This is a genomic window from Saccharopolyspora sp. NPDC003752, assembly GCF_053605825.1.
The window spans coordinates 36,660-51,262 of sequence record NZ_JBSGJZ010000056.1; the positions used below are offsets into that span (position 1 = coordinate 36,660).

Below are 14,603 nucleotides of genomic sequence, written 5' to 3' on the forward strand. Positions count from 1 at the left end.
TGTCCCTGGCAGGGCCACCACCGGAGTGCCGCGAGCAGGTAGGTTCCGATCGTGCGCGACAACGAGTTCGGAGCCTTCCTGCGCGCCCGCCGGGAGGCCATCACCCCGGCCGAGGTGGGCCTGCCCACCGGGCCGCGTCGGCGGACGCCCGGGCTGCGGCGCGCCGAACTGGCCACGATCGCCGGGATCAGCGTCGAGTACCTCACCAGGCTGGAGCAGGGCCGGGACCGCCACCCGTCCCCCGAGGTGCTGGGCGCCATCGTCGACGCCCTGCGGCTGTCCACCGAGGATCGCGAGCAGCTGTGGCTGATCCTCGGCCACGACAAGCCGACCGCGCTGTGCCCGCGGGTGGCCGAGCCGCCCGGCCAGGCCGTGCGCCCGAGCGTGCAGGCGATCCTCGACCGGCTCGAACCCGGCCCGGCACTGGTGATCAACCGGGTCTGCGACGTGCTCGCGTGCACCGGCGGCTACCGGCGGCTGGCGGGGCCGCTCGGCGTCCTGGACGCCGATGCGCCGAACCTGCTGCGCTACGTGTTCACCGACGACCGCGCCCGCGCCGCGCATCCCGAGTGGCCGCGCATCGCCGACGGCCTCGCCAACTTCCTGAAGCACGGGTTCCGCGTCGACGACCCGCACTCCGCGGACCTCGCCGCGGAGCTGACCGATGCCGCCGGGGCGTCCTTCACCAGCCGGTTCGAGACGCCCGCCGCCGTGCTCCAACGCACCGGCGCGGAGCGCTGGGTGCATCCCGAGGTCGGCGAGCTGCTGCTGGGCTTCGAGATCGTGGAACTGCCGGACGTCGACCAGCGGATGATCATCTACCTGCCGGCCGACGAAGCGACCTCCGCGGCGCTCGACCGCCTCGACGGCCGCCAGCCCGGCGCCCTCCGGGCGGTCTCCGGCTGACCCGCTCGTGAGCGCCGAGTCCGGTTCTTGCCGGACTCAACGCTCACGACAGCGCGCCCCGGCTCGTGAGCGAAGGCTCCGGTTCTTGCCGGACTCAGCGCTCACGAACGCCACTCGCCCGGCGACAGCGTGAGGACGCCTGGGATCGCGGCGAAGGCGCGCCGGGCGCAGTCGACCAGGTCGTCGCGGGTGTGCGAATCCTCCCGCGCCAGCCACATCTCCATCGCGCGGTGGAACGCGGCGATCAGCAGGTCCATCACCAGGCGGGCGCGCACGTCGGCCTGATCGGGCAGCCCGAAGCGGCGGTGCAGGGTCTCCATCGCGGCACGGGTGGTCCGGCCGCAGAACTGCAGGCCGTGCGCGTCCATCGACGGCGTCGCGGCGGCCAGCCGCCTGCTGAGCAGCACCCGCTCCGCCCAGCCTTCGGCGGGCATCCGCTGCAGCGCCGCGAGCAACACGTCCTGCGCGACCTCCAGCAGCGGGCGGTCGTCCGGCTCGCGGGTTTCGAGGGCGGCCAGGAACTCGGTCCAGAGGTCTTCGGTCGGTGCCAGCGCCACGTCTTCCTTGCAGCCGAAGTAGCGGAAGAACGTGGTCTTGGAGACCTCGACCGCCTCGCACAGCTCGTCGACCGTCGTGGCGTCGAAGCCCTGCTCGGTGAACTTCGCCAGGGCGGTGTCGATCATCGCCTGCCGGGTGCGCAGCTTCTTGCGCTCGCGCAGCGAGACGGGGCGGGACGGGGCGCTCATCGCGGACAGATTACCCGAGCCCTAGTGTGACCCGAAAACTTATGGTACTCAGTTACATAAGTAACTGGATCACATTCATGCGAGGAACCATGCGCGCACTGCTCGTCGACCGCTCGGCACCCGGCGGCCTCCGCCTCGGCCTGGCCCCGGATCCCGTTCCCGCGCCGAACCAGGCACTGGTGCGGGTCACGGCGACCTCCCTGAACTACGGCGAAGTGCGGCACATCCTGGAGGAATCCCCGGACGGCAGCGTCCTCGGCTGGGACGCGGCGGGAGTCGTCGAGCGCGCGGCGGCCGACGGCTCCGGCCCGGCGGAAGGCACGCCGGTCGTCACCCTGGCCCCGGACGGCGCGTGGGCCGAACTCCGAGCCGTCGACACCCACCTGATCGGCACCGTCCCGCAGGGCGCCGACCTCGGCGCGATCAGCACCGTTCCGGTGGCCGGCGCGAGCGCACTGCGCGCGCTGCACCGGATCGGGCCGATCCTCGGCAAGCGGGTGCTGGTCACCGGCGCCACCGGTGGGACCGGGCGATATGCCGTGCAGCTGGCGCGGATGGGCGGCGCGCACGTCACCGCGTCCACCGGGAATCCGGCCGCGCACGGCGACGGGCTGCGCGCGCTCGGCGCGCACGAGGTGGTGTCCAACCCGGCCGAATCGGCCACAGTGGACGGTGTGGTCGACCTGGTCGGCGGCGAGCAGCTGGTGGCCGCCCACGACCGGCTCGCCGAGGGCGGCACGCTGGTGGCGGTCGGGCACACCACCGGCGGGGGCGAGAACTTCCCGTTCGGCGCGCTCTTCGGCGCTCCGGAGCGGCACGACCGCGCGATCGCCACGTTCTTCCTGCTCCGCTGCACCGGCCTGGCACCGGACCTGACCTGGCTGGCCGAGCGCATCGCGACCGGCGACCTGGACCCGCAGGTGTCCTGGCGCGGCGCCTGGGACCGCGCCCCGGAGGCGATCGAGGCGCTGCTCGGCCGGAAGCTGCACGGCAAGGCGGTCCTCGAAATCTCTTGAGGACCACCTAGGTTCGTTGCCATGGCAAGGAAGATCGTGGTTATCGGGGCGGGCATCGTCGGGGCATCGATCGCGGCGCTGCGACAAGCCGTCGAGCTTCCCCGGCCTGGACGGCCTCCGCCCGGACCGCTTCGCCGGTCAGGACCCGGCGGACCTCGAAGCCCGCGCACTTCGGCTGTACCGGGACATCTACGCCAGCCTGTGACCCGTGTGTGTTTCGTGCTGCTATGGCAGCACAAAGCACACACGGGTCACCGCAACGGCTCGTGAGCACTTCGGGCTGCCATAGCGGCCCGAAGTGCTCACGGTGCAAGGCTTCAGCCCGCGGCGGCCATCACGGCCCGCAGGCTCGACGCGACGACCGAGACGTCGATCCCGACCGCCCACGCGGTGCCCTCGGCAGTGCGGTGCTCCAGGTACGTCGCGGCGCGCGCCGCACGCCCCGGCTCGATCGACTGCTGGACGAGGCTCACGATGTCCACCGTCCGGTCGTGCTCCGCCAACATCTGCACCAGTGCGGACACGGCACCTTCCGCGGTCACCTCGTGCGTTGTGGTCTCGCCGCCGATCTCCAGCGTCGCGGTCAGCCGATCACCCGACGGCCCGTGGCCCACCGACCAGCCCGTCAGCGCGATCGACCGGTCCGGGTTCTCCAGGTAGGTCGCGGAGAACAGCTTCCACAACGTCGCCGCGTCCACCTCGGTGCCGGTGTCGTCGGTGTGCCGCTGCACCACCTGCGCGAATTCCGCCTGCAACCCCCGCGGCAGGTCCAGCCCGTGCTCGGTTTGCATGAGGTAGGCGATGCCGCCCTTGCCGGACTGGCTGTTCACCCGGATCACCGCCTCGTAGTCCCGGCCGACGTCGTGCGGATCGATCGGCAGGTACGGAACCTCCCAGCCCGCCTGGGATTCCGGGACTCCGCTCTCCCGCGCGCCCAGCGCGTGCCGCTGGAACCCCTTCCGGATCGCGTCCTGGTGCGTCCCCGAGAACGCGGTGTAGACGTACTCGCCGACGTACGGGTGCCGTTCGTGGACGCCTATCCGGTTGCAGTGCACGACGGTGTCCCGGACCGAATCGATGTCCGACAGGTCGATCATCGGGTCGACGCCCTGCGAGTACAGGTTCAACGCGAGCGTGATCAGGTCGACGTTCCCGGTCCGCTCGCCGTTGCCGAACAGGCAGCCCTCGACGCGCTGCGCACCGGCGAGCACCGCCAGCTCCGCGCACGCGACCCCGGTGCCCCGGTCGTTGTGCGGGTGCACCGACAGGATCACGTCGTCGCGCCGGTCGAGGTTGCCGCTCAGGTGCTCGATCTGGTCGGCGTACACGTTCGGCGTGGCGACCTCGACCGTCGCGGGCAGGTTGATGATCACCGGGCGGTCCGCGCACGCGTCCCACAGGTCGATCATCATGTTGCAGACCTCGATCGCGAAGTCCGGCTCGGTCAGGTTGAAGACCTCCGGGGAGAACTCGTACCGGATCCCCGGCCGGTCCCCACCGCAGCGGAGCACGTCCTCGCCGGCCTTCCGGATCAGCTCGCGCAGGTCGCCCCGCCCGGTGCGCAGCACCGCGTCCCGCCACAGCGGCGCGGTCGGGGTGTACATGTGGACGACGACCCGGTCCAGGCCGGCGATCGATTCGAAGGTGCGCTCGATCAGATCCCGGCGAGCCGGGGTGAACACCGCGACGGTGACGTCGTCCGGCACCAGATCCGCTTCCGCCAGCAGCCGGACGAAGTCGAAGTCGGTTTGCGACGCGGACGGGTATCCGACCTCGATCTCCTTGTACCCGACCGAAGTCATCATCTCGTAGAAGCGCCGCTTGCGCGCCGGGTCCATCGGTTCGGCCAGCGCCTGGTTGCCGTCGCGCAGGTCGACGGGAACCCACAGCGGCGCCTGCGTGATGCGGTTCCGCGGCCAGGTCCGGTCGATCTCGGCGACGGCGACGCGGTCGAACGCGCTCCGGTAGCGGTGGTGCGGCATTCCCGACGGCTGCTGCGGGTTCCAGCGCGCGGGGATGTGTTGGGAGGTCATGTCTGCCTTCCGGGTTCGAACGGTCTCCACCGGCGCGCGACAACACCCCGCGACAGGGGGCGCCGGTCCGGTCAGCCCCTGCCGCGGCCGCTAAGGCCGCGAGCTCCCAACCACATGGCAGGCAACGTACAATACGTCAGGTCCTCAGACAACCTGATAATTCGGGAGGCTGTTCGTGTCGCTGCGTCGATACCCGCTGTCGGAGCAGGCCACCGAGGCGATGTTGCGGCGCATCGGTTCCGGCGACTGGCCGGTCGGCGAGAAGATCCCCAGCGAGACCTCCCTCGCCACCGAGTTCGGAGTCGGCCGGTCGACGGTCCGCGAGGCGGTCCGCGAGCTCGCCGGCCGCGGGCTGCTCGAATCCCGCCACGGCTCCGGCGTCTACGTCATCCGGACCGATCCCGTCGAGGACTGGGCGACGACCGTCCGCAAGGCGGTGATCTCGGACGTGGCGGAGGGCCGCATCGCGGTGGAGGTGGAGGCCGCCCGCCTCGCGGCCGCGAAGCGCACCGGCGAGGACCTCGCCGCGATCACGGCGGCAGCCACCCGGCGCGAGGCGCTCCAGCACGCCACGTCCGAGGAGTTCGTGGACGCCGACCTCGCGTTCCACCGGGCGATCGTCGAGGCGGCGCACAACACGATCATCACCGGCCTGTTCGATTCCCTGGCCGAGCGCGTCCGCGAGGCGATGCTCGACATGCTGGGCCTGATGCGGGAATCCGACGCGCAACGACCGGTGGACCAGCACGAGCACCAGGAGATCGCCGATGCGATCCGGGCCGGCGACCCCGAAGCCGCGGGCCGGGCCGCCCGGAACCACCTCGCGAAGATCCTCTCCTACGTCCGCCCGGAACCGTGAGCACTTTGGAGCGTCATTGCGATCCAGAGTGCTCACGAGCGTTCGTCAGCCGACCGGATCGGCCTGCCGGACCGGGATCGGGGTGGTCGGCGGTTCGGCGCGGTGCATCAGCCGGGACGGCCACCAGGTCGCCCGGCCCAGGAGGGTCAGGGCGGCCGGGAGGACCAGGACGCGGATCACGAAGGCGTCCAGCAGGACCGCGACCGCCAGGCTGAAGCCGATCTGCTTCATCTCCGCCAGGTGCAGGAACATGAAGGTGGCGAACACCGTGACCATCACGATCGCCGCGCTGGTCACGACCTTCGCCGACTGCCCGACGCCCTGCAGGACCGCCTGCCGGGCCGGGACGCCGCGCAGCGCGGCCTCCCTGATCCGGCTCACCACGAACATCTGGTAGTCCATCGACAGCCCGAAGAGGATGACGAACAGGAACAGCGGCACCCGCGAACCGATCGCGCTGGTGGCGCTGGGATCGAAGCCGAACAGCGCCGAGGCCAGCCCGTACTGGAAGAAGATCACCAGCAGCCCCATCGACGCCGCCGCGGACAGCAGGTTCAGCGCGACCCCGACCAGCCCGATCACCACCGAGCGGAAGACGACCACCGACACCACGAACGTCAGCACCAGCAACGCGATGATCACCAGCGGCAGCTTGCCGTTCTGGTGGGCCAGGTAGTCGACGTCCCCGCTGACCGCCACCTCGACCCCGGGCAGCGCGCGGAAGGCCGCGGGCACGTAGTCGGACCGGAGGTGCGTCAACGACCGGGCCGCCTCCGCCGAGCTCGTCTTGAACGGCACCGGGACCTGCAACACGGTCACCCGCCCGTCCCACGAGGTCTGCGGCGGCGCGGACGCCATGAACAGCGGATCGCCCTGGACGCGCCGGCCGAGATCCACCAGCGCGGCGCGCACCGCCTCGGCTTCGGCCGGTTCAGCGCGGACGACGACGTCGTGCCGGGTCCGCAGCTCGGGGAAGGCGGCCGTCATCCGGTCGAAGGTCCGCATCGCGGGGATCTCCCGGGAGTGGCTGTCCTGGTTGAGGACCCGCATCTGCATGCCGAGCACCGGTAGCGAGAGCAGCAGCAGGATTCCCACCGAAACGCACAGCGTGAGCACCGGGCGCTTCGCCGCCGGGCGCAGCATCGCGTCCCAGATCCGTCCACTTCGGACCTTCTTCGGCTTCGCGGGCTTGGCGCGGCGCTCGGCGCGCCGGCCGAGGACCACCAGCAGCGCGGGCAGCGCGGTGACCGAGCTGACCACCGAGACCAGCACGACGGTGATCGAGCCGGTGGCCAGCGACGAGAAGATCACGTCGGCGGCCAGGTAGAGCGTCGCGGTGGAGACGATCACCGCGATGCCGGAGACGACCACCGTCCGACCGGCGGTCTCGGCCGCCAGCCCGACGATCGCGGCCGAATCCAGCCGGCCGTCCGCCCGATCCCGCTCCTCCCGCTCCCGCTTGAGGTAGAACAGCGCGTAGTCGACGCCGACCGCCATGCCGATCAGCAGGATGATGTTGTTGCCCACGCCCACGTCCGGCACCACGTGCGACACCAGCATCGACAGCCCCATGGCCGCCGCGATCGACGAGAGGGCGAGCAGCAGCGGCACCCCGGCCATCAGGACCGAGCCGAAGACGACCAGCAGCGTGATCAGCGTGACCGGCAGGGTGATCGCCTCGGACAGCGCCAAGTCGTCGCCGCGCTGCTGATCGACTCCCGCGCTGGTGGAGACGTTGCCGGTCTCCGCCACCAGCAACGCCGAGTGGCGCTGCTGCACCTGCTCGGTCAGCGCGAGCAGCGAACCGATCTGCTTGTCGGCCTCCTCGTCGGGCCCCTTCATGATCACTTCGACCCGAAGCATCGCGCCGTCCGCCGAACGCACCGGCGGCGCAACGGTTTCCACAGCCGGCAACGCCCGCATCAGGCTCGCCACCTCGGCGGCCGCCGCCTCGGCGCGGGCCTGGTCCAGCGGGCCGGAGCGGGCGGCGATGGTGATCTGCTCGATCGGCTTGCGCTGCAGGCCGCCGGATGCGGCCATCGCGTCGGCGCGCCCCGCCTCGCCGACCCAGTGGTCGGCCACCGTCGCGCTGTTCGTGCCCGTCAGCGCGCCCGCGCCGAGGCAGAGTCCGACGAACAAGAACCAGCCGATCAGGGCGCGCACCGGATGCTCCGCGCTCCACCTCGCCACCCTGACGGTCCTCGACTTCCCCACTCGCCCCAGCTCCTCGAATTCTTCCGCCTGTAAGATCAGACTTACAGGTGGAAGATAGTGAGGTCAAGCGAGCCGATCCGAACCGGGGACAGCAAAAGCGGGAGGGTCGAAAACGACCCTCCCGCTGGGAAAAGCTGCGCGTCAGCCGACGCTGCGCAGCAGCGACTCGACCTCCTTGAGCCGCCCGTGCATCTCGGCGATCTCCCGGCGCAGCTCCTCCTGCTCGGCGGTCGCCCGCGCCGCGAACTCGCGGTACTCGGCCATCGCCTCGGCGTCGGCCCGGTGCCGCAGCATCCGGAAGTAGGCGATGAAGCCGATCGTGATGCCGGCGACGATGATCAGGACGATCGCGATGCCGACCACGGCATTGGTCATTTCCGGGTCCCCTTCCCGTCGTTCGAGCCCGCTTCGTCGCCCGGCTCCCGCACCGCCGCGCGGATGGTGGCCACGTCGAGGCGGAGTTCGAAGGGACGCAGTTCGAAGTACTTGAGCGCCTTGCCGTCGGCGGACAGCTCCAGGTGTCCCGCGACGAGATCGGCCTTCTCCAGGCGCTCCAGGTGCATGTAGAGCAGCGGCCGGGACATGCCGAGCCGGCGCGCGAGCTCGCTCACGTACAGCCGCCCGTCGGCGAGCTCGGCGATGATCCGCAGGCGCTGCGCATGCCCCACGGCACCGAGGAACGCCAGCAGCTCCTCGCCGTCCATCAACCCACCCCGATCCGTCAGCCGATACTTTCGCATGACATGCCGGACTGTCATGCACCCAGGGCCGGGTCGATGCCGTCCGGGAAGTCGCCCTGCGCGCCGGTTTCGCGCGAAATCGCCGTTCGCCACGCCTGCGGGGTGGCGATTTCGCGCGAAATCGCCACCCCATCACTTCAGGAACTCCAAGCGCCCCGGACCTGGTCGGGCAGAACGGGTCACCGGGAGGTGCGCCCGGCGACGGCCACGACCAGCGCGGCCAGCGCCAGGGCCGTGGCGAGGAAGAAGGCGCTGGGCGGGGAGATCGCGTCGACCATCCGGCCGCCCAGCAGGGCGCCCAGGGCGATCGCGACGTTGAAGACCGCCACGAACAGCGACGATGCCGCTTCCCTGGCGTGCGGCGCCGCGGCGAGCAGCCAGTTCTGCGTGCTCACCGAGACACCGCCGTAGGCGACGCCCCAGACCAGCAGCGCCGCTGTCGCTCCGACGACGCCGAGCGGCAGGCCGAGCGCGAACACCGCCACCGCGAGCACCGCCGAGATCAGCAACAGGGTGCGGCGAGGATTGCGGGCCGACGCCGCGCCACCCGCGAAATTCCCCGCCACCCCGGCCAATCCGTACGCCAGGAGCAGCGCGCTGATCAATCCGGCGTCCACAGAGGACACTTGTTCCAGCACGGGCCGCACGTAGGTGTAGGCCGCGAAATGCCCGGACACCAGCAGCAAGATGACGAACAGCCCGACCCGCACCGCACCGCTGCGCAACAACTGCGGCACGGCGCTGAAGCGCATCGGCTCCTCGGCGGGCAACGGCGGCAGCAGCACCGCGAGCGCGACCGCCACCACCAGCGACACAACGCCCATGACGGCGAACGACGCGCGCCAGCCGCCGAGCTCGCCGATGAACGTCCCCGCCGGGACGCCGAGCACCGAGGCCACCGCGATCCCGCTGAAGATCAGCGACGTCGCAGCGCCCACCGACCGCTCCGGCACCAGCCGCACGGCCGAGCTCGCCGCGATCGCCCACACCCCGCCGATGGACACGCCGACGAGCACCCGCAACGCGACGAGCAGCGGCAGGTTCGGCGTCACCGCCGAGAGCAGGTTCGCCGAGGCCAGCAAGGCCATCAGCGCGACCAGCACCCAGCGCCGGTCCAGCCGCCCGGCGGCGACGGTGAGCAGCGGCGCGGCGAACGCCGCGATCAGGCCGGGCACCGTCATCGTCAGGCCCGCCACGCCTTCCGGCGCGCGGAGCTCCGCGGCGAGCGACGTGAGCAGGCCGACCGGCAGCATCTCGGTGGTGACCACGGAGAACGTCGCCGCGGCGACCGCCGCGACGGCGGGCCAGCCCCGCACCACGGGCGGGGTCGAGGTGTCGGTCGTTGTCATGGTCACAGCCTCGGTGGCCCGCCTACCGGGAACAACGCCGAAGTCCTCATCCTTGGATCAGCTGTGCTCATCGAGCGGAGGAGGGACATGGGCGGCCTGGAGGTTCGGGAGCTGGAGTGCTTCCTGGTGCTCGCCGAGGAACTGCACTTCGGCCGCGCCGGCGAACGCCTGTACGTGTCGCAGAGCCGGGTCAGCCAGCTGCTGCGCTCGCTGGAGAGCCGGCTCGGCGCGCGGCTGATCGACCGCACCAACCGCAGGGTCCGCCTCACCGCGCTCGGCGAGCGCTTCCTCGCCGAGCTCCGCCCGGCCTACGACGGCCTCAAGGACGTCGTCGAACGAACCCGAGCGGAGGCGCGAGGCGTGCGGGGCGTGCTGCGCCTCGGTTTCCAGGGACAGGTGTCCGAGCCCGTGATGGCCCGGATCGACGCCTTCCAGTCGCGATTTCCCGACTGCGCCACCGAGATCACCGAGATCCCGCTGAGCGATCCGTTCGGCGCGCTGCGCCGCGGCGAGGTCGACGCGGCGATCGTGCTGCTGCCGGTGCAGGAACCGGATCTCGTGGTGGGACCGACGTTCTCGCGCCAGCAACCGAACATCGCGGTCTCGCTGCGGCATCGCTTCGCCGCCCTGGATTCGGTACCCGCCGAAGAACTCGCCGACTCCGAGCTGATCGCGCCCGCCGAACCGGCCCCGCCCTACTGGCGCGACGCCCAAACGCCGCCGCGCACGCCGAGCGGCCGCCCGATCCCGCGCGCGAGCACGATCACCACCCTGCAGGAAGGCATCACCCGCGCCGCCGCCAACCGCGGCGCGATGCTGCTCTGCCGCCCCTGCGCGATCTCCCACGCCCGCAGCGACATCGCGTTCGTGCCGGTCACCGGCCTGCCGGACTCCGTCCTCGGCCTGGTCTGGCCCCGCGCCGCGGCGACCACCCGCGTCCTGGCGTTCGCCGACGTCCTCGCCGACGCCTAGCGGCTCGCCAGGTCTCGTGCGACCGCGTTGGCGGTGCGGGCGAAGGCTTGCACCGCTCCGCTGTTGTCGGCTGATCGCCAGACGAGGCCGTATCCGACCGGCTCGGCGTCCATGAACCGCACGTACGAGACGCCGGGCCTGGCGAAGTAGGTGGCGGTGTGCGCCGCGCACAGCAAGGCGCCCCTGCCCGCCGCGACGAGCATCAGCGCTTCCTGCATGTTGGTGACCGCCGGGCCGCGGCCGATCGGCCGGCCGCTCGGCGTGTGCGTCGGCACGTGGTGTTCCAGCAGGTAGTCCGGCAACGCGCCGTCGATGGCCAGCAGCGGCACCTCGACGAGGTCTTCCACCGACACGGCGTCCTTGTCGGCCAGCGGGTGATCGGCCGCGATCGCCAGCGTGCGCGGCTCCGTGAACAGGCCCGGGCTCCCGCTGAGATCGTCCTCGCGCACCGGGAACTCCGTCAGCTGCACGTCGAACTCGCCCCGGCGCAGCTGGCCGTACGGGTCCGCCATCGGCACCTCGCAGATCTCCACGGCCAGTTCCGGGTGCTCGGTGTGCATCGCCTCCGCCACCTTCAACACGATCTCGCCGGCCAGCGGGTTGGAGAAGCCGACGTGGAGCACGCCGTTGATGCTCCGCGCGTTCGACACGGCACGCGCCAGGGCGGCGTCGATCGCGCGGTAGTGCGGTTCGAGGTCGTCGCGGAGCTGGCGGCCGAGCGGGGTGAGCGCGACGCGGCGGCTCGTCCGGGCGAACAGCGGCGCGCCGACGCGGCGTTCGAGGCGCTGCACGAGCTGGCTCACCCTGGCCCGCGACAGGCGCATCCGGTCGGCGGTCCGGCCGAAGTGCAGCTCTTCGGCGAGGATCAGGAAGCACTCCAGTTCATCGCGCTCCATGCGCCGCCCTCCCCATCGGTAAGCCTGGTTGAACGAACGTCGAGGTCTTCGCCGTTGTTCCCGCCGGGCGGTGGCTCGACGCTGGTGTCATCGGAAATTCCCAACACCTTTGAGGAATCGCAGATGACTGCGCGCAACTGGGGCGTGCTGATGGTCCTGTGCGGGGCGATCTTCCTGGAAGGCATCGACGTGGCGATGCTCAACGTCGCGCTGCCCGCCATCAGGGCCGAACTCGGCATGTCCACCGGCGAACTGCAGTGGGTGATGAGCGCCTACGTCCTCGGCTACGGCGGGTTCATGCTGGTGGGAGGCCGGGCGGCGGACCTGTTCGGGCGCCGCCGGATGTTCATCGGCTGGCTGGCCGTCTTCCTGGTCTTCTCCGGCCTGGGCGGGCTCGCCTCCGATGGCTGGATGCTGATCGTCGCCCGGTTCGTCACCGGTGTCGCCGCCGCCTTCATGACGCCTGCCGGGCTGTCCATCATCACCACCAGCTTCGAGGAAGGCCCGCAGCGCAACAAGGCCCTGCTCGTCTACTCCGGCACGGCGGCGGGCGGCTTCTCGATCGGCCTGGTCGTCGGCGGCCTGCTCACCGCGATCGGCTGGCGGTGGGTGTTCTTCGCGCCGGTCACGATGTCGTTCCTCATCCTCGTCGGCGCGCTCGCCCTGGTGCCCAAGTCATCGGAGCCGGAGCGTCGCGCCGGACGCGTCGACGTGGCCGGCGGCGTCGCCATCACCGCCGCGATCGTGCTGCTCGTGCTCGGCGTCGAACGCGCCACGCACACCAGCATCGAGTGGACGCTGATCACGTTCGCGACAGGCGGCGCCCTGCTGGCCGCGTTCGTCGCCATCGAACGCCGTGCCACCGCACCGCTGGTGCGGCTGGGCATCTTCCGCAGCGCTCCCCTGCTGCGCACCAACGCCATCGGGCTGCTGCTGTTCAGCGGATTCTTCGGCTTCCAGTTCTTGGTGGTGCTGTACCTGCAGGAGCTGCGCGGCTGGTCGACGCTGCAGACCAGCTTCGCGCTGATCGCTCTCGGCCTCGACGCGGTGCTCGCGCCCACGCTCACGCCTTGGCTGGTCCGGCGGTTCGGCAACGCCCGGCTGATCTTCGGCGGCCTGCTGGTCTCCGCGCTCGGGTACGTGCTGTTCCTGCCGCTCGGCGCGGACTGGACGTACGCCGCGATGGCCCCGGGCCTGGTGATCCTCGGCGTGGGGTTCGCGCTGGTGTACGGCCCGCTGACCATCGTCGCCACCGACGGCGTCGATGACTCCGAGCAGGGCCTCGCCGGCGGCCTGCTCTACACGTCGTTCCAGTTCGGCGCGGCGCTCGGCCTCGCCGGCTCCGCCGCGGTCAACGTCGCCGCGCTCGGAACGCCGCTCGACGGCTTCCGCGCGGCGCTCGCGGTCCCCTTCGCCGCGGCCCTGATCGCCACCGCGGTCGGCGCCTTCAGCCTCCGGACCGGCAAGCGCCAGGAGCCGGTCCCGGCGTGACGAGCAGCGGCGCCCCGGACCTTTCCCCAGTGGCAGGTGGAGTCTTCCGCGCGCCAGGCCGTCCGCGGAAGGGATCTTCGATGCGGCTTCGCGGCGGATTGAGAGCCTCGCGGCTATGGCGAAGCTGGGCGCTTCTGGGAAGAGCGGCCTGCAGTTGATCGCCATGGGCGGCGGGCTGCTCTTCCCGCCGACGGTCGGCCGGAACCTGTACCCACGGCCGGACGTGTCCTATGTGGACGTCACCGGCCTGGAGCCGTGGACGTCCGGCCTGGCTGCCCGCCAACCACGACAAACCGTTCGTCGCCGCCCCGCGGAAGGCGGCGCGGGCGGTCCTTGTCCCGCACGTGCGGCTGACGGTTCCCGGGCGCGCTCAGGCCCCGACGACCCCGTCGATGCCCTCCCGCAGGAAATCTGCGTGGCCGTTGTGCCGGGCGTACTCGTGGATGAGGTGCAGCATCACCAGCCGCAGCGACACGTCCTTGCCCCACCTCGGCTGGGGCGCGGTCACGTCGAGCGACTCGGCGGCGGCTTCGATCCGGCGCGAGTGCTCGACCTCCGCCTGCCAGGCGTCGAACGCCTCGGAGCGGGTGGCCGCGCTCGCGTCGTAGGCGACCTGGAAGTCGCCGTCGTCCGACCACACCAGCGGAATGTCCTCGCGGTCGATCACCCGCCGGAACCAGGTGCGCTCCACCTCGGCCATGTGCCGCACCAGGCCGAGCAGCGAGAGCGTCGAAGGCGGCATCGACTGCCGCCGCAGGTCGGCGTCGGACAGCCCTTCGCACTTCATGGCCAGGGTGGCCCGGTGGAAGTCGAGGTATGCCCGCAGCATCTCCCGCTCGCCCCCGACCACGGGCGGATCGATCCGCTCAACCACAGCAATCCCCTTCGCTCGACGAACGCCCACAGTCTTCCGGCCCCGGCAAGGCCGAGTCGAACCATTATCCGGTCGAGGTCTGGACGAATACCGTGATCGGCCGACTGCGGTGGCGCGATGAGGAGGTGGAGCGCATCCTCGGCCTCGGCGCAACGCTCTACGAAGACCACCGAACCGCCGACGGCCTCGGCTGGGTCACCCTGCTGGACCCGGAATCCAACGAGTTCTGCGTGGAACGCAGCAGCACCGAACGCGGCGGCTGAACCCGCACCAAGCCGTTCGAGCAGGCCGGACTGTCCGCAATGGACACCGCGAACGTGCAGGCCTACGCGCGCACGGACAGAGCTCCTGGTTCGGCCGGCGGGCCGTGCCGGGGTCCGGGGTTCCGCAATTTCCATTGAAATCGAACCATACATTTACAAGGTAAAATAGGACGATCAGGGGAGTACTTCGGAGCCGATGTTGGGGTAGACGTTGGGGTCCAGGTTTCTGCCGCGGATCGTGGCC

General features: G+C 71.0%; 15 protein-coding genes. 7 read left to right on the top strand and 8 right to left on the bottom strand.

Annotated elements, in window-relative coordinates; translation table 11 throughout:
• Nucleotides 1–51: 51 nt before the first annotated feature.
• Nucleotides 52–906, top strand: a complete 855-nt coding sequence (locus tag ACWEV3_RS39625) for a helix-turn-helix transcriptional regulator (protein WP_452618824.1) — start codon at nt 52–54, stop codon at nt 904–906.
• 101 nt (nt 907–1,007) lie between these two features.
• On the opposite strand, the gene ACWEV3_RS39630 is transcribed toward ACWEV3_RS39625, so the two are convergent.
• Nucleotides 1,008–1,652: a TetR family transcriptional regulator gene (locus ACWEV3_RS39630; protein ID WP_452618825.1), complete on the bottom strand. Its 645-nt coding sequence runs from the start codon at nt 1,650–1,652 to the stop codon at nt 1,008–1,010.
• 89 nt (nt 1,653–1,741) lie between these two features.
• Between ACWEV3_RS39630 and ACWEV3_RS39635 the strand changes: the two genes are divergently transcribed.
• Together ACWEV3_RS39635 and ACWEV3_RS39640 are read left to right on the top strand one after the other, a co-directional pair.
• Nucleotides 1,742–2,668: a zinc-binding dehydrogenase gene (locus tag ACWEV3_RS39635; RefSeq protein ID WP_452618826.1), complete on the top strand. Its 927-nt coding sequence runs from the start codon at nt 1,742–1,744 to the stop codon at nt 2,666–2,668.
• A 16-nt stretch (nt 2,669–2,684) separates the two neighbouring features.
• Nucleotides 2,685–2,873, top strand: a complete 189-nt coding sequence (locus ACWEV3_RS39640) for a hypothetical protein (RefSeq protein WP_452618827.1) — start codon at nt 2,685–2,687, stop codon at nt 2,871–2,873.
• A gap of 112 nt (nt 2,874–2,985) precedes the next feature.
• Here ACWEV3_RS39640 and ACWEV3_RS39645 read toward each other — a convergent pair whose 3' ends face one another.
• Nucleotides 2,986–4,701 carry a 2-isopropylmalate synthase gene (locus ACWEV3_RS39645; RefSeq protein WP_452618828.1) on the bottom strand — a complete coding sequence of 572 codons (1,716 nt, stop codon included), beginning with the start codon at nt 4,699–4,701 and terminating at the stop codon, nt 2,986–2,988.
• Nucleotides 4,702–4,876: 175 nt separating this feature from the next.
• Between ACWEV3_RS39645 and ACWEV3_RS39650 the strand changes: the two genes are divergently transcribed.
• Nucleotides 4,877–5,560: a FadR/GntR family transcriptional regulator gene (locus ACWEV3_RS39650; RefSeq protein WP_452618829.1), complete on the top strand. Its 684-nt coding sequence runs from the start codon at nt 4,877–4,879 to the stop codon at nt 5,558–5,560.
• 45 nt (nt 5,561–5,605) lie between these two features.
• Here ACWEV3_RS39650 and ACWEV3_RS39655 read toward each other — a convergent pair whose 3' ends face one another.
• The 4 genes from ACWEV3_RS39655 to ACWEV3_RS39670 all read right to left on the bottom strand — a co-directional run bounded on the left by ACWEV3_RS39655 (nt 5,606) and on the right by ACWEV3_RS39670 (nt 9,863).
• On the bottom strand, nt 5,606–7,750 hold the full coding sequence (locus ACWEV3_RS39655; RefSeq protein WP_452618830.1) for an MMPL family transporter: 2,145 nt from the start codon (nt 7,748–7,750) through the stop codon (nt 5,606–5,608).
• 165 nt (nt 7,751–7,915) lie between these two features.
• A complete protein-coding gene (locus ACWEV3_RS39660) occupies nt 7,916–8,149 on the bottom strand; it encodes a hypothetical protein (protein ID WP_132484466.1) in 234 nt (77 codons plus the stop codon).
• Entirely contained in the window at nt 8,146–8,478 is a 333-nt protein-coding gene (locus ACWEV3_RS39665) for an ArsR/SmtB family transcription factor (RefSeq protein ID WP_452618831.1), read from the bottom strand. Before ACWEV3_RS39665 ends, ACWEV3_RS39660 begins: the two co-directional genes overlap by 4 nt.
• 215 nt (nt 8,479–8,693) lie before the next feature.
• Nucleotides 8,694–9,863, bottom strand: a complete 1,170-nt coding sequence (locus tag ACWEV3_RS39670) for an MFS transporter (RefSeq protein ID WP_452618832.1) — start codon at nt 9,861–9,863, stop codon at nt 8,694–8,696.
• An 87-nt stretch (nt 9,864–9,950) separates the two neighbouring features.
• Here ACWEV3_RS39670 and ACWEV3_RS39675 point away from each other — a divergent pair, with 87 nt between their 5' ends.
• Nucleotides 9,951–10,835, top strand: coding sequence for a LysR family transcriptional regulator (locus tag ACWEV3_RS39675; RefSeq protein ID WP_452618833.1), 885 nt, complete (start codon nt 9,951–9,953; stop codon nt 10,833–10,835).
• On the opposite strand, the gene ACWEV3_RS39680 is transcribed toward ACWEV3_RS39675, so the two are convergent.
• On the bottom strand, nt 10,832–11,731 hold the full coding sequence (locus ACWEV3_RS39680; RefSeq protein WP_452618834.1) for a LysR family transcriptional regulator: 900 nt from the start codon (nt 11,729–11,731) through the stop codon (nt 10,832–10,834). The genes ACWEV3_RS39675 and ACWEV3_RS39680 overlap by 4 nt on opposite strands.
• A gap of 123 nt (nt 11,732–11,854) precedes the next feature.
• On the opposite strand from ACWEV3_RS39680, the gene ACWEV3_RS39685 reads away from it, so the two are divergent.
• The gene (locus tag ACWEV3_RS39685; protein WP_452618835.1) at nt 11,855–13,222 is read left to right on the top strand and encodes an MFS transporter; all 1,368 of its coding nucleotides are present in this window, start codon (nt 11,855–11,857) and stop codon (nt 13,220–13,222) included.
• Nucleotides 13,223–13,592: 370 nt separating this feature from the next.
• Here the strand turns inward: ACWEV3_RS39685 and ACWEV3_RS39690 are convergent, their stop codons facing one another.
• Nucleotides 13,593–14,051 (bottom strand): DinB family protein, encoded by a 459-nt coding sequence (locus ACWEV3_RS39690; protein WP_397527643.1) that lies wholly within the window; start codon nt 14,049–14,051, stop codon nt 13,593–13,595.
• A 137-nt stretch (nt 14,052–14,188) separates the two neighbouring features.
• Between ACWEV3_RS39690 and ACWEV3_RS39695 the strand changes: the two genes are divergently transcribed.
• On the top strand, nt 14,189–14,359 hold the full coding sequence (locus ACWEV3_RS39695; protein WP_452618836.1) for a VOC family protein: 171 nt from the start codon (nt 14,189–14,191) through the stop codon (nt 14,357–14,359).
• Nucleotides 14,360–14,603 lie beyond the last annotated feature (244 nt).